Raw genomic sequence first — 14,148 nt, forward strand, 5'->3', positions numbered from 1 at the left:
GAACACGATGGCGGCGTTTCGTGAGCGCGTCTTTTCCGGCGTCCAGCCGACCGGAAACCTGCATCTGGGCAACTATCTCGGCGCCATTAAGCGCTTCGTCGCGCTGCAGGACACCTTCGAGTGCATCTATTGCGTCGTCGACATGCATGCCATCACCCAGGCGCCGTCGGTCTGGGGCGGCCCGGCCGAGCTCGCCCGTTCGACGCGTGAGGTCACCGCTGCCTTCCTTGCGGCCGGGATCGACCCGGACCGCCACATCGTCTTCAACCAGAGCCAGGTCGGCGAGCACGCCGAGCTCGCCTGGGTGTTCAATTGCGTCGCCCGCATGGGCTGGCTCAACCGGATGACCCAGTTCAAGGAGAAGGCTGGCAAGCATCGGGAGAACGCGTCCGTCGGCCTGTTCGCCTATCCGACCCTGATGGCCGCCGACATCCTCGTCTACAAGGCGACGCACGTTCCGGTCGGCGAGGATCAGAAGCAGCACCTCGAGCTGACCCGCGACATCGCCCAGAAGTTCAACACCGACTTTGCCGATTCGATCCGCAGGGTCACCGGTGCCGACGCGCTGTTCCCGCTGACCGAGCCGGTGATCCAGGGGCCGGCGACCCGGGTGATGAGCCTGCGCGACGGCTCCAAGAAGATGTCGAAGTCGGACCCCTCCGACTATTCGCGCATCAACCTGACCGACGATGCCGACACCATCGCGCAGAAGATCCGCAAGGCGAAGACCGATCCCGAGCCGCTGCCCTCCGAGGAGGCGGGGCTCGACGGCCGTCCGGAGGCCGACAATCTCGTCGGCATCTATGCAGCGCTCGCCGACTCGACCCGCGCAGACGTGCTCGCCGAATTCGGCGGTGCGCAGTTCTCCACCTTCAAGGCGGCGCTGGTGGATCTGGCGGTGGCCAAGCTTGCGCCGATCGCCGCCGAGATGCGCCGGCTGACGGCCGATCCGGGCCATATCGACAGGGTGCTCAGGACCGGCGCCGACCGGGCCCGCGCCATCGCTGCCCCGATCATGGCCGAGGTCAAGCAGGTCGTCGGCTTCCTGCGCTGACGGTGGTCGGCGCGGCGGTGACGAAGGTCGGGCTGTCGAAGCTGCCGAGACGCACCGCCGCGACCGCGCCCGCGGTGGGTGTCGGGGCCGCGATGACGAGGACCAGGGCAATTTCCGCCCCCGGCAGCCCCAGATCCGAACCGATGTTTCCATCCGTGCATGCAGCTTCTGCCGCTCGGACGAAGCGCAGCGCGACGACAGGACCGGCCATCGCGCGACGCCGCTTGCTGCCCTCCCGAGTCGGTGGCAGCATGCGCGCCATGCCGAAGCGCCGCAGCAGCGAGCCGGGCCACCGGCGCAAGTTCCTCGTCGTCATCGACGACACGCCGGAATGCGACCGCGCGGTCTATTTCGCCAGCCGCCGCGCGCGCCAGACGGGCGGTTCGCTGGTGATGCTGTACGTGATGCCGCCCGGCGACTACCAGCACTGGCTGGGGGTCGAGACCATCATGCGCGCCGAGGCGCAGGACGAGGCGCGCCGGGTTCTCGGTGAATTTGCCGAGAAGGCGCGCAAATGGGCCGGGATCGAGCCCGAACTGGTGATTCGCGAGGGCAACCGGGCCGAGGAGCTGTTGGCGGTCATCGAGGAGGACGAGGACATCGTTGTCCTGGTGCTGGCCGCCAGCGCCGGCAAGGAGGGCCCCGGACCGCTCGTCTCGGCGATCGTTTCGCGCTCGGCCGGAACCTATCCGATCCCCATCACCATCGTTCCGGGATCGCTCTCCGACGAGGAGATCGAAGCGCTGAGCTGAGCGGCGGCGGGCTTGCCTTCATCGGCCATCTGGTAGAATGCTTCTAAACTGGCACTTGGGAGGCGGGGACGATCGCCCCATATCCCCTCATGACGAGCCATTCCGGTCGGCGCGCGTCCGCGCCGGCGAGCGTTAGGGGACGAGACCGATGTTCATCCAGACCGAGGCCACACCGAACCCGGCCACCCTGAAGTTCATTCCCGGCAAGGTGGTCCTGCCCGGCGACACGCTCGACATCCGCTCGCGCGAGGAGGCAGCCGTTTCGCCGCTGGCCGAGCGGCTGTTCGAGATCGACGGCGTTGCCGGGGTGTTCTTCGGCGCCGATTTCATTGCGGTGACCAAGGATGCAGGCGAATGGCAGCATCTCAAGCCGGCCATTCTCGGCGCCATCATGGAGCACTATCTGGCCGGGGCGCCGCTGCTGCGTCAGTCGGCTTCGGACTCCGGCAGCGAGGAATTCTTCGACGAGGCCGATTCGCAGACCGTTGCCACCATCAAGGAGCTGATCGAGACGCGGGTGCGTCCGGCGGTCGCCTCCGACGGCGGCGACATCATCTTCCAGGGCTACCGCGACGGTGTCGTCTATCTGCACATGCGCGGCGCCTGCTCCGGCTGCCCGAGCTCGACGGCGACCCTGAAGCACGGCATCGAGAACCTGCTGCGGCATTTCGTGCCCGACGTACAGGAAGTTCGCCCGATCTGAGCGCCGACCGCAGGCGGCGGCGCGCGGCCGGACGACCGTGGATCGCCGGATCGGCGCGCACCCCTTCGTCGTTGCCTTTCGCCACGCTGTCACGCCGCAGATGACCATCCTCGCCATCGACACGGCGCTCGCCGCCTGCTCCGTCGCCATCGCAGACGGCGAGCGGACGGTGTCGCGCATCGTGCCGATGGCGCGTGGCCACGCCGAGGTGCTGATGCCGCTGGTGGCCGAGGTCCTGGCGGACGCCGGGATCGGCTACGACGCGATTGACCGGTTCGCCGTCACCATCGGGCCGGGCACCTTCACCGGCGTGCGCGTCGGCGTCGCGGCGGTGCGCGGCATGGCGCTTGCCACCGGGCGTCCTGCGATCGGCGTCTCGACTCTGGAGGCGATCGCCGCCACCCATGTTGCCGCAGGCCGGCCAGCGGCGCCGTTCGCCGTGGCGATGGATGCGCGCCGCGAGGAGGTCTATGCGCAGGTCTTCTCGGCCGATGGCGCGCCGCTGGACGACGCCCGGGCGGTGGCGGTGGATATGCTCGCGGCCGGTCTTGCCGCCGACGTGGGTGCCGTCGTCGGCACGGCGGGCGGCCTTCTTGCGGAAGCGGCGCTGCGGCTCGGACGGTCGGTTGTCCCGACGGCTGCCATCGGCTGGCCCGATCCCGTCGCGCTGGCGCGGCTGGCGGCGGTGCGGCAGCCGGCCCGTGCCCCCGCGCCGCTCTATCTGCGCGCGCCGGATGCCAGACCGCAGACCGCCGCCCGGCTCGCCCGCGCATGAGCACCATCGGATTGCCGCGGCGGCTCGCCCCCGGCGATGCGGCGGAGGCCGCCCGGCTGCATGCCGCGGCCATGACCGAACCCTGGGGCGCCGACGCCTGGCAAAGCCTCCTCGCCGATCCGGCCGTGACAGGGTTCGGTGTCGGCGAATCATGGCGGCTCGCCGGGGCGCTGCTGCTGCGCTCGGTCCTCGACGAGGCCGAGATCCTGATGCTCTGCGTTGCGCCGGAGGCCCGGCGTCGTGGTCTCGGTCGCGCCCTTGTCGCGGCCGCCCTCGAGACGGCCGCGCGCAACGGCGCCCGCCGCGTCTACCTGGAAGTTGCGGTTGACAATGCGGCCGCGCTGTCGCTCTACGGGTCGATCGGCTTCCGCGAGGCGGGCCGGCGGAAAGGCTATTACCGGCGCCCGGCCGGACGCGTCGACGCGCTTCTCCTCGCCCGTCCGGGCGATCTGGAGCAGGCGCGGCGTGGCGGCTAGGATCGGGGCATTGCGGCGGGATCGCGAGGGCCATGGCGGACGAGACCAACCTGATCGAGGAGCAGTGCCTGTCGCGCGGCATGCGCATGACCGACCAGCGCCGCATCATCGCCCGCGTGCTGGCGGCCTCTGCCGACCATCCCGACGTCGAGGAGCTCTACCGGCGTGCCGCCGCCGTCGATCCGAAGATCTCGATCTCCACCGTCTACCGCACCGTCAAGCTGTTCGAGGATGCCGGCATCATCGAGCGGCACGATTTCCGGGACGGGCGCTCCCGCTACGAGCAAGTGCCCGACGAACATCACGACCATCTTATCGACCTGAAGTCCGGTCAGGTGATCGAGTTCCGCGACGAGGAGATCGAGCGCCTGCAGGAGCTGATCGCCCGCAAGCTTGGCTACCGGCTGGTCGACCACCGGCTCGAGCTCTACGGCCTGCCGCTGCGCGACGAGGAGCGCTGAGGCCCGATGGGTACGCTGCGGGCGCTGTTCATCCTCGCCGTGCTGGCACTGGTCACGCCGCCGCTGATGCTGGTCCAGCTCGCGCTCCTCGCCGTGCGCGCGCCGCTGGCCGCCCGGCTGCCGGTCGCCTATCACCGGATGGTCTGCGCGCTGCTCGGCGTGCGCGTCACGCTGCATGGCGCGCTCAGCGAGCGCCGGCCGCTGCTGCTTGCCGTCAACCACGTTTCCTGGCTCGACATTTCGGTACTCGGCTCGATCGCGCCGCTGTCCTTCATCGCCAAGCGCGAGGTCGCCGGCTGGCCGGTGTTCGGCTGGCTCGCCCGGCTGCAGCGCTCGCTGTTCGTCGACCGCAACCGCCGCGCCCACACCGGCCGCGTCAATCGCGAGATCGCCGCCCGACTCGCCGCCGGCGATGTCCTGGTGCTGTTCGCCGAGGGCACGTCCAGCGACGGCAACCGGGTGCTGCCGTTCCGCAGCGCGCTGCTCGGCGCAGTGCATGAACTTGCCGGAGACGGCGCCGGTCCGGCTATCAACGTCCAGCCGGTGGCCCTCGTCTACACCCGCCTGTGCGGCCTGCCGATGGGTTTCCAGCACCGTCCGGTGGTCGCCTGGCACGGCGACGTCGATCTCCTCCCGCATCTGTGGCGGCTGCTCAAGTCCGGCACGATCGACGTGACGCTCGCCTTCGCCGAACCGATCCCGCTCGCCACTGCCGCAGAGCGCAAGAAGGTCGCCGGCGCCGCCGAGCATGCGGTACGCCAGCGCGCCACGCTGCTGATCGCCGGCCGTTCGCTCTCCGAGATACTTCCCGCGCCGGCCGAAACAGGCTAAGGAGGTCGGGCAGTTCCGACGCGGACACAGTGGACCCTCGCGGCGCGGGCGACATGGCCGCCCGCCTGGTTTGGACAGGCCAGCCCCCTGGAATGACGGCTTCACGCAGGAAGCACTTCATCAAGACGTTCGGTTGCCAGATGAACGTCTATGATTCAGGCCGCATGGCCGACGCGCTGGCGGCCGAGGGATACGAGCCGGCCGAGCGGCCGGAGGAGGCGGATCTCGTCATCCTGAACACCTGTCATATCCGCGAGAAGGCCGCCGAGAAGGTCTACTCCGAGGTCGGCCGCCTGCGCGCCCTGAAGGAGGCGCGCCGCCGCGCCGGCGGCGAGATGCTGATCGGCGTTGTGGGCTGCGTCGCCCAGGCCGAGGGCGAGGAGATCGTGCGGCGGGCGCCCGCCGTCGATCTGGTCATCGGGCCGCAGAGCTACCACCGCCTGCCGGAGCTGCTGCGCGCCAGCCGTGCGGGCGCGGTTGTGGAGACCGAGTTCCCGGTCGAGGACAAGTTCGACCATCTGCCCGCTGCCGCCCCCGCACGCCTGCGCAGCGCGGGCCCGACCGCTTTCCTCACCGTTCAGGAGGGCTGCGACAAGTTCTGCACCTTCTGCGTCGTGCCCTACACGCGTGGCGCCGAGGTCTCGCGACCGGTTGCCGCGATCCTCGAGGAGGCGCGCCGGCTGGTCGCTGCGGGCGTGCGCGAGATCACCCTTTTGGGACAGAACGTCAATGCCTATCGTGGACAGGCCGCGGACGGCGCCGAATGGGGGCTCGCCCGCCTGATCGAGGCGCTCGCCGGCCTCTCAGGGCTTGAACGCATCCGCTACACCACCAGCCATCCGCGCGACATGGATGCGGCGCTTATCGCCGCCCATCGCGACATCCCGGCGCTGATGCCCTACCTGCACCTGCCGGTGCAGTCGGGCTCCGACCGCATCCTTGCGCTGATGAACCGCAAGCATCGCCGCGATGACTATTTCGCCATCGTCGAGCGGCTGCGCGCGGCGCGCCCCGACATTGCCCTGTCCGGCGACTTCATCGTCGGCTTCCCCGGCGAGAGCGACCGCGACTTCGAGGACACCATGGATCTGGTCCGCCGGATCGGCTACGCGCAGGCCTACTCGTTCAAGTACAGCCCGCGCCCCGGAACGCCGGCGGCCGGCCTGGAGGACCAGGTCCCGGAGGCCGTCAAGGTCGAACGTCTGGCCGCCCTGCAGGCCGAGCTCGACCGCGGCCAGGCGCGCTTCAACGCGGCGACGGTCGGACGTCGGCTCGCCGTGCTGATCGAGAAGCCGGGCCGCAAGCCGGGACAGATGATCGGCCGGTCGCCCTATCTGCAGTCGGTCTTCGTCGAGGCCGATCCTGGCCGCCGCGGCGAGATCGTCGAGACGTTGATCCGGTCGGCGGGACCCAACAGCCTGATCGGCGACATCATCGCGGGTGGGGAGGGAAAGGAGCATCGCGCCATGGAGGCCATCTCTTGAGCGACCCCGGCGTCGGCCGCCCGGCTCCCGCCCGCCGCGGGCCGATGCGTGCCGGTCCGGCCGAACGCATCCTCACCTTCGAGGACAACCGCCTCGCGAGCGACCTGTACGGCCAGTACGACCAGAATCTGGCGCTGATCGAGCAGCGCCTCGGCGTCGAAGCGAGCGCGCGCGGCAATCATGTGACGCTGCGTGGCAGCGAGGAGGCCTGCGCCAGCGCCGCGGAGGTGCTGGAAAGCCTCTATCACCGCCTGGTGCGCGGCCAGCAGGTCAGTCTGGGTGACGTCGACGGCGCGATCCGGGTGGCGACGGCGGTGCCCGACCACCAGGACAACCTGCCCGGCCTGAGCGCGCTTGCCCAGGTCTCGACCCGCAAGCGCACCGTCACCGCGCGCACGCCGCGTCAGGATCTCTATCTGAGGAAGCTTGCCGAGAACGACCTGACCTTCGCGGTCGGTCCGGCCGGCACCGGCAAGACCTATCTGGCCGTCGCCTTCGCCGCCTCGCTGCTCGAACGCGGCCAGATCGACCGGCTGATCCTGTCGCGGCCGGCGGTGGAGGCGGGCGAGCGGCTCGGCTTCCTGCCCGGCGACATGCGCGAGAAGGTCGACCCGTATCTGCGTCCGCTCTACGACGCGCTTTATGACATGATGCCGGCCGAACGCGTCGAGCGCGGCCTGCAGTCCGGCACCATCGAGATCGCGCCGCTCGCCTTCATGCGCGGTCGTACCCTGACGCATGCCGTCGTCATCCTCGACGAGGCGCAGAACTGCACGCCGATGCAGATGAAGATGTTCCTCACCCGCCTCGGCGAGGGATCGAAGATGATCGTCACCGGCGATCCGAGCCAGGTCGATCTGCCGCCTGGCCAGCGCTCCGGTCTCAGCGAGGCCGTGCGGCTGCTCAGCGGCGTCGAGGGGATCGGCCAGACATTCTTCGGCGAGGCCGACGTGGTGCGCCATCCGCTGGTCCAGCGCATCGTCCGCGCCTACGAGGCGGCGGAGGATGCCGAGCGGCAGCGGAATGGCTGAGGCACGAGGGATGGTTGAGGCCGGTCTGACCATCGAGGTCGTCGACGAGGCAGGCGACTGGGACTTCGGGGCCGTGGAGACGATTCTCGCCCGCATCCTCCCGGTTCTCGACCGGCACCTTGCCGGGGTGGCCGGCACGGCGACGCTGGCGCTCGCCGACGACGCCCTGGTGCGCGATCTCAACCGGCGGTTCCGCGGCAAGGACCGCCCGACCAACGTTCTGTCGTTCCCGTCCGGCGAGGTCCCCGCGCCGGGTGCTCCGCTCGGCGACATCGTGGTGGCGCGCGAGACCGTTGAGCGGGAGGCGGCCCTCGACGGCAAGCCGTTCGATCACCACCTCATCCATCTCGTCATTCACGGATTGCTCCATCTTCTGGGGTATGATCACGAATCGGACGACGAGGCCGAGGCGATGGAGCGGCTGGAGACGGCCGTTCTCGCCGACCTCGGCATTCCCGATCCCTATGCCGAGCCCGTCACATCTGCCGGGAACTGAAGGACCCATGCCGAAGGACCAGAACCAGCCGCCCGCCGAAGACCCTTCGAGTAGCGTCGAGGCCGCCGCCGCGGCCCCTGCCCCGCCAGCCCCGCCGAGATCGCTCGTCGCCCGCCTGCGCGCACTGTTCGCCCGGCGCGCCTCCACCTCGCTGCGCGAGAGCCTCGAAGGCGCGCTCGAGGAGGCCGGCATCGCCACCTTCTCCGCCGAGGAGCGGTCGATGCTGCGCAACGTGCTGGCACTCAAGGAGCTGCGGGTTGACGACGTGATGGTGCCGCGCGCCGACATCGACGCGGTCGAGACGGGGGCGACGATCGCCGAGCTGATCCGGGAATTCCGCAATGCCGGCCACTCGCGCCTGCCGGTCTATCGCGAGACCCTCGACGATCCGGCCGGCATGGTCCACATCAAGGACCTGCTCGGCTGGATGAGCGCGAAGGCGACGCTGGGCGAGGCGGAACTCGCGGGCCGGCGCAACCGGCCACCCGGCGGCCTCGACTTCCGACGCGTGCCGCTCAAGACCACCATCGAGGAAGCGGGGCTGGTGCGCGACGTTCTGTACGTGCCGCCGTCGATGCCGGCCGGCGACCTGCTGGTCAAGATGCAGACCACACGCATCCATCTCGCCATCGTGGTCGACGAATATGGCGGGACCGACGGACTGGTCTCGATCGAGGATCTGGTCGAGGAGATCGTCGGCGATATCGAGGACGAGCACGACGAGGCGACCGCGCCGCTGATCGAGCCGGCTGGCGACGGCAGCTTCGTGGCCGATGCCCGCACACCGCTCGAGGATCTGCAGGCCGCGCTCGGTGACGGACTCGACATCGGTGACCTGATGGAGGAGATCGACACGCTCGGCGGCCTGCTGTTCAACAGGGTCGGCCGGGTCCCGGTGCGCGGCGAACTGATCGAGTTCCCGGGTGGCTACGAATTCGAGGTGCTGGACGCCGATCCGCGCCGGGTCAAGCGCGTGCGCATCCAGCGGCGGCAGGCCGGGCAGCTGCGGGCCGCCCGGCGCGACCGGGCCGCTGCCCGATCCGACGCGGCCTGAGCCGGGCAGGAGCGGACCGACGCCGTGCTCGAGGGGATTGCCAGCCGGTTCACCGTCTCTTGGGGCTGGCGACGGGCACTCATCGCGCTGGTGGCGGGCGGTGCCTCGGCGCTGGCGATGCCGCCCTACGACCTGTTTCCGATCCTGTTCCTCACCTTCCCGGTGCTGGTCTGGCTGATCGACGGCACTGTCGCCACCGCCCGAACCGGACGGCTCGGTGCCGTCCTGGCGGCCGCCGGGGTGGGCTGGTGCTTCGGCTTCGGCTATTTCCTCGCCGGGCTCTGGTGGATCGGCCGCGCCTTCCTCGTCGATGCCGACGTGTTCGGCTGGATGATGCCGTTCGCGGTCGCGGCGCTGCCGGCCGGCCTCGCCCTGTTCACCGCCGCCGGCATGGCGCTGGCGCGGCTCCTGTGGCGCGAGGGACCGCGGCGCATCTTCGCCTTCGCGCTCGGCCTTGCCCTCGCCGACATCGCCCGCGGCCATGTGCTGACCGGCTTTCCGTGGAACCTGTTCGGCTATGCGCTGGCCGTCACCCCGGCGATGATGCAGGCGGCGAGCCTGATCGGGGTCTACGGACTGACGGTGCTCGCCGGGTTCGTCTTTGCCAGCCCTGCCGCGCTGGTGGGGTCGGGTGGCCGCCTCGCGCGCGCTGGCCTGCCCGTCGCCGCACTGGCGATCCTTGCCGGCCTTGCCGGATTCGGCACCTGGCGTCTCGCCCGGGCCGATGTTGCCATGGTCGACGGGCTGCGGCTGCGCATCGTCCAGCCGGCCATCGAGCAGTCGCGGAAATGGCTGCCGGAGCATCGCAACGAGATCTTTGCGGACTATCTGGCGCTCAGCGATGTCGCGACCTCGCCCGACACCATGGGCATCGCCGACATCGATATCCTGATCTGGCCGGAGTCGGCGCTGCCCTTCCTGTTCGAGATGGAGCCGGCAGCCCTGCCGGCCATCGCGGCGCTGCTGCCGGACAGGACCACGCTGGTCACCGGCATGCAGCGCATCGAGCGCGACCCCTCGGTGCCACAGGGCTATCGCCTGTACAACAGTATCCTGGTGGTCGATCACGCCGGCACCATCGTCGATGCCTACGACAAGGTGCGGCTCGTGCCGTTCGGCGAGTTCCTGCCGTTCGCCGAACTGCTCGAGTCGATCGGACTGGAGCCTCTGACCCGGGTCGCCGGCGGCTTCACGGCAGGTGCGGTGGCGCGTACCATGCAGGCCGGACCCGCTCCCCGCTTCGTCCCGCTGGTCTGCTACGAGGCGATCTTTCCCGGCGCGGTGGTGCCACCCGGGGAGCGGCCGGGCTGGATCCTCAACGTGACCAACGACGGCTGGTTCGGCAATACGGCCGGGCCCTGGCAGCACCTGCGCCAGGCACGGATTCGCGCCGTGGAGGAGGGCCTGCCGCTGGTTCGGGCCGCCAATACCGGCATCTCCGCGGTGATCGACCCGTACGGCCGGATGCAGCGCCGGCTCGATCTCGGCGTCAGGGGCGTGATCGACAGCGCACTACCCCGTCCGCTGCCGCCGACGATCTGTTCCGTCTGGGGCAACATATTTGTGATCTCAGGTTTGGCAGCCTTTGCCTTGTTCGCGTTTATGCCGTTTCCGCGCAAACAAGGGTTTGCGATTCCGGTTGAATAATTTAGCCTGCTCAATAGGTGCGAGTAGACGTCGCGGCGGTTCCTGCCGTCAGCGAATTGACGTAGAGTCGCATCTGCAACCCAGACCCCGCTCGCCGCAACGGCAGCGGCATCAATCAGAAACCGGACCCGACCGCCTCGTGGCGGCACCCACAACGCAGACAAAACGCAGTCAAACAAGATGAGTCGTAAGGCACCCAATCCCATAGACGTTCATGTCGGCAGCCGTGTCAGGCTTCGCCGCGTGCTGATCGGAATGAGCCAGGAGAAGCTCGCCGAGCAACTCGGCATAACCTTCCAGCAAGTGCAGAAATACGAGAAGGGCATCAACCGGATCGGCGCCAGCCGCCTCTATCACATTGGCCAGATCCTGGGCGTGCCGGTCTCCTTCTTCTACGAGGACGCGCCGGGAGCCGCGCAGCCCCGCGAGGGCTTCGGCGAGACCGAATCCGAACGTTTCGTCGTCGACTTCATCTCCGGTGCCGAGGGGCTTCAGCTCAACAAGGCGTTCCTGCGGATCGCCGATCCGAAGGTGCGCCGCAAGGTGGTGGAACTCGTCCAGGCGGTTTCGGAGGAGAGCGAAAGCTAGCCACATCCCTGCTGCGGTCCTTGACGCTGGAAGCGTTGGCTGTCACAAGGGCGCCCGCCCCGGCGGGCGCCCTTGCTAGCGGCTCGACGCTCCGGCGGCCAGATGAGGGAGAATCCGACCGTGGCACGCAGCGACTACCTGTTCACCAGCGAATCCGTATCCGAGGGTCATCCTGACAAGGTCTGCGACCGGATATCGGACGCCGTGGTCGATGCCTATCTCGCCGCCCAGCCGGATGCACGTGTTGCGGTCGAGACGCTGGTGACGACCAATCGCATCGTGCTGGCCGGCGAGGTGCGCGGACCCGACACGATCACACCCGACCATCTCGAGGAGATCGCCCGACACGCGGTCAAGGAGATCGGCTACGAGCAGGCAGGGTTCCACTGGAAGAACGCCAAGGTCGAGGTCTATGTCCACGCCCAGTCGGCCGACATTGCCCGGGGTGTCGATGCCGCCGGCAACAAGGACGAGGGGGCCGGCGACCAGGGCATCATGTTCGGCTATGCCTGCAAGGAGACGCCGGCACTGATGCCGGCGCCGATCTACTACGCCCATCACATCCTCAAGGCGCTGGCCGAGGCGCGCCATTCCGGAGCCCAGCCCGGCCTGGAGCCCGATTCCAAGAGTCAGGTGACGCTGCGCTATGTCGGCGGCAAGCCGGTGGCGGCCACCTCGGTCGTGGTCTCCACCCAGCATGACGCCGACCTTTCGACCGACCAGGTGCGCGAGATCGTCCGCCCCTACGTGCTCGAGGTGCTGCCCGAGGGCTGGATGTGCCCCGAGGAGGAATTCTACGTCAATCCGACCGGCAAGTTCGTCATCGGCGGGCCGGACGGCGACACCGGCCTCACCGGCCGCAAGATCATCGTCGACACCTATGGCGGTGCGGCGCCGCACGGCGGCGGCGCCTTCTCCGGCAAGGACCCGACCAAGGTCGACCGCTCGGCTGCCTATGCCTGCCGCTACCTGGCGAAGAACGTCGTGGCTGCCGATCTCGCCGATCGCTGCACCATCCAGGTCTCCTATGCGATCGGCGTATCGAAGCCGCTGTCGGTCTATGTCGACTGCCACGGCACCGCGCGCGTCGACGAGGCGAAGCTCGAGAAGATCCTGCCCGAGCTGGTCAATCTGTCGCCGCGCGGCATCCGCGAGCATCTCAAGCTCAACCGCCCGATCTATGCGCGCACCGCGGCCTATGGCCATTTTGGCCGCCAGCCCGAGCCCGACGGCGGCTTCTCCTGGGAAAAGACGGACCTCGTCGATGAGCTGAAGCGCGCCCTTGCCTGAGCGGTCAGCTCCCGCCGGCCCGGCCCGGCGGCTCCTCTACGGACGGCACAAGGGCCACCGGCTGCGGCCGCGCCGCGCAAGGCTGGTCGAGGAGGCGCTGCCCCGCCTGCGGGTGCCGCTCGGCGCACCGTGTCCGGCCGATCCGCGCCGGCTGTTCGACGCGCCGGTCGAGGCGCTGGAGCTCGAGATCGGCTTCGGCGGCGCGGAGCATCTCGTCTTCCGTGCCGCGGCCGCGCCGCGCACCGGCTTCATCGGCTGCGAGCCGTTCGTCAACGGCGTCGCTAGGCTGCTGGCGGAGATCGAGGCGCGCGGTCTTTCCAACATTCTCATCCACGATGACGATGCCCGCGCGGTGATCGACTGGCTGGTACCGGCGTCGCTCGACCGGGTATGGCTGCTCTATCCCGACCCCTGGCCGAAGGCGCGGCACCGCAAGCGCCGCTTCATTTCCGCCGACACGCTTGCCGCGCTCGCCCGGGTCATGAAACCGGGCGCCGAGCTGCGCTTTGCCACCGACATTGCCGATTATGCCGACTGGGCGTTGCGGCGCATCGCGGCCAGCCCGGACTTCGACTGGACCGCCCGCCGCGCGGACGACTGGCGCACGCCGTGGCAGCCCTGGCCCGGCACCCGCTACGAGCAGAAGGCGATCGCCGCCGGTCGCAGGCCCTGCTACCTGACCTTCCGGCGCCGCTGATCGCAGCTGCCGGATGCGCCGCCGCTGCCCCCGGCCGGGCGGCGGTCACGCCTTTTGTTGCGGTTCGGCTTGCGTTTCCGCCGCCCGGCGTATATCTGTTGCGTCAATTCCTTCTCATGACGTCGATGACCGATTGAGAGTGGGTTCCTGCGGGGCCCGCTCCGTTGGCCGTTAGTTAGTAGAAGAGTCCTGGCGAAGACCGAACCGATGCAGGGCCGCGAGCCGACCCAAGCGCCTGAGGATGGCATGGACGAGCCGCGCATCGTGCGCGAGAGCGGACTCGCGGCCCGGGTCGCCGCCATCGCCGAGCCGGTCGCCCGCGATCTCGGCTTCCGGCTGGTGCGCGTCAAGATCAGCGGTCGCGACGGCTGCACCGTGCAGGTGATGGCCGAGCGTCCGGACGGCGAGATGTCGGTCGACGATTGCGCCGATCTGTCGCGCGCACTGTCGCCTGTGCTCGACGTGGAGGATCCGATCGACCGGGCCTACAACCTGGAGATCTCCTCCCCCGGCATCGACCGCCCGCTGGTGCGGCGTTCGGATTTCGAGCGCTGGGCCGGGCACGAGGCGAAGATCGAGCTTGCCGTCGCCCTGGACGGGCGCAAGCGGTTTCGCGGCCGCATTGCCGGGCTCGACGGCGAGACGGTCAGGGTGGCGCTGCTCGAGCAGCCGGAGGGGGAGGTCGCGGCGGTACCTCTGGCGGACATCGCCGAGGCTCGGCTGGTGCTCACTGACGACCTGGTGACCGCGGCGCTGAGGGCGAACAAGGCGCGGCGCAAATCCGCCGGCGAACCCGCGCACGGCTAACA

General features: G+C 69.4%; 17 protein-coding genes. 16 read left to right on the plus strand and 1 reads right to left on the minus strand.

Annotated features, from left to right (window positions below; translation table 11 throughout):
* The first annotated feature begins 7 nt into the window (after nucleotides 1–7).
* Nucleotides 8–1,054, plus strand: coding sequence for a tryptophan--tRNA ligase (gene trpS / locus EDC22_RS06760; protein ID WP_132805852.1), 1,047 nt, complete (start codon nucleotides 8–10; stop codon nucleotides 1,052–1,054).
* Here trpS and EDC22_RS06765 read toward each other — a convergent pair.
* Nucleotides 1,026–1,316, minus strand: a complete 291-nt coding sequence (locus EDC22_RS06765) for a hypothetical protein (RefSeq protein WP_132805853.1) — start codon at nucleotides 1,314–1,316, stop codon at nucleotides 1,026–1,028. The two genes, trpS and EDC22_RS06765, sit on opposite strands and share 29 nt — an antisense overlap.
* Here EDC22_RS06765 and EDC22_RS06770 point away from each other — a divergent pair.
* The 15 genes from EDC22_RS06770 (at nucleotide 1,315) to rimP (ending at nucleotide 14,146) form a co-directional block, all read left to right on the plus strand.
* Complete coding sequence (locus tag EDC22_RS06770) at nucleotides 1,315–1,806, plus strand: universal stress protein (RefSeq protein ID WP_132805854.1); 492 nt, start codon at nucleotides 1,315–1,317, stop codon at nucleotides 1,804–1,806. The two genes, EDC22_RS06765 and EDC22_RS06770, sit on opposite strands and share 2 nt — an antisense overlap.
* A 148-nt stretch (nucleotides 1,807–1,954) precedes the next feature.
* Nucleotides 1,955–2,509: a NifU family protein gene (locus EDC22_RS06775; RefSeq protein ID WP_132805855.1), complete on the plus strand. Its 555-nt coding sequence runs from the start codon at nucleotides 1,955–1,957 to the stop codon at nucleotides 2,507–2,509.
* A 37-nt stretch (nucleotides 2,510–2,546) separates the two neighbouring features.
* Nucleotides 2,547–3,284 (plus strand): tRNA (adenosine(37)-N6)-threonylcarbamoyltransferase complex dimerization subunit type 1 TsaB, encoded by a 738-nt coding sequence (gene tsaB / locus EDC22_RS06780; RefSeq protein WP_245499666.1) that lies wholly within the window; start codon nucleotides 2,547–2,549, stop codon nucleotides 3,282–3,284.
* Complete coding sequence (locus EDC22_RS06785) at nucleotides 3,281–3,760, plus strand: GNAT family N-acetyltransferase (RefSeq protein WP_132805856.1); 480 nt, start codon at nucleotides 3,281–3,283, stop codon at nucleotides 3,758–3,760. The genes tsaB and EDC22_RS06785 overlap by 4 nt, the downstream gene beginning before the upstream one ends.
* A 32-nt stretch (nucleotides 3,761–3,792) precedes the next feature.
* Entirely contained in the window at nucleotides 3,793–4,221 is a 429-nt protein-coding gene (locus tag EDC22_RS06790) for a Fur family transcriptional regulator (protein ID WP_132805857.1), read from the plus strand.
* Between the two features lie 6 nt (nucleotides 4,222–4,227).
* Nucleotides 4,228–5,052 carry a lyso-ornithine lipid O-acyltransferase gene (olsA, locus tag EDC22_RS06795; RefSeq protein ID WP_132805858.1) on the plus strand — a complete coding sequence of 275 codons (825 nt, stop codon included), beginning with the start codon at nucleotides 4,228–4,230 and terminating at the stop codon, nucleotides 5,050–5,052.
* Between the two features lie 53 nt (nucleotides 5,053–5,105).
* The gene (miaB, locus tag EDC22_RS06800) at nucleotides 5,106–6,536 is read left to right on the plus strand and encodes a tRNA (N6-isopentenyl adenosine(37)-C2)-methylthiotransferase MiaB (protein ID WP_132805859.1); all 1,431 of its coding nucleotides are present in this window, start codon (nucleotides 5,106–5,108) and stop codon (nucleotides 6,534–6,536) included.
* A 44-nt stretch (nucleotides 6,537–6,580) separates the two neighbouring features.
* Nucleotides 6,581–7,567 (plus strand): PhoH family protein, encoded by a 987-nt coding sequence (locus EDC22_RS06805; protein WP_132806013.1) that lies wholly within the window; start codon nucleotides 6,581–6,583, stop codon nucleotides 7,565–7,567.
* A 10-nt stretch (nucleotides 7,568–7,577) separates the two neighbouring features.
* Complete coding sequence (gene ybeY / locus EDC22_RS06810) at nucleotides 7,578–8,063, plus strand: rRNA maturation RNase YbeY (RefSeq protein ID WP_132806014.1); 486 nt, start codon at nucleotides 7,578–7,580, stop codon at nucleotides 8,061–8,063.
* 7 nt (nucleotides 8,064–8,070) lie between these two features.
* The gene (locus EDC22_RS06815) at nucleotides 8,071–9,117 is read left to right on the plus strand and encodes a hemolysin family protein (RefSeq protein ID WP_132805860.1); all 1,047 of its coding nucleotides are present in this window, start codon (nucleotides 8,071–8,073) and stop codon (nucleotides 9,115–9,117) included.
* Between the two features lie 24 nt (nucleotides 9,118–9,141).
* The gene (gene lnt, locus EDC22_RS06820; protein ID WP_132805861.1) at nucleotides 9,142–10,764 is read left to right on the plus strand and encodes an apolipoprotein N-acyltransferase; all 1,623 of its coding nucleotides are present in this window, start codon (nucleotides 9,142–9,144) and stop codon (nucleotides 10,762–10,764) included.
* Nucleotides 10,765–10,944: 180 nt separating this feature from the next.
* Entirely contained in the window at nucleotides 10,945–11,352 is a 408-nt protein-coding gene (locus EDC22_RS06825) for a helix-turn-helix domain-containing protein (protein WP_132805862.1), read from the plus strand.
* A 120-nt stretch (nucleotides 11,353–11,472) separates the two neighbouring features.
* Complete coding sequence (gene metK, locus EDC22_RS06830) at nucleotides 11,473–12,642, plus strand: methionine adenosyltransferase (RefSeq protein ID WP_132805863.1); 1,170 nt, start codon at nucleotides 11,473–11,475, stop codon at nucleotides 12,640–12,642.
* On the plus strand, nucleotides 12,635–13,339 hold the full coding sequence (gene trmB / locus EDC22_RS06835) for a tRNA (guanine(46)-N(7))-methyltransferase TrmB (RefSeq protein ID WP_132805864.1): 705 nt from the start codon (nucleotides 12,635–12,637) through the stop codon (nucleotides 13,337–13,339). The genes metK and trmB overlap by 8 nt, the downstream gene beginning before the upstream one ends.
* 246 nt (nucleotides 13,340–13,585) lie before the next feature.
* Nucleotides 13,586–14,146: a ribosome maturation factor RimP gene (rimP, locus tag EDC22_RS06840; RefSeq protein ID WP_132805865.1), complete on the plus strand. Its 561-nt coding sequence runs from the start codon at nucleotides 13,586–13,588 to the stop codon at nucleotides 14,144–14,146.
* Nucleotides 14,147–14,148: the final 2 nt, after the last annotated feature.

It is taken from the genome of Tepidamorphus gemmatus (assembly GCF_004346195.1).
Classification (GTDB): Bacteria; Pseudomonadota; Alphaproteobacteria; order Rhizobiales; family Tepidamorphaceae; genus Tepidamorphus; species Tepidamorphus gemmatus.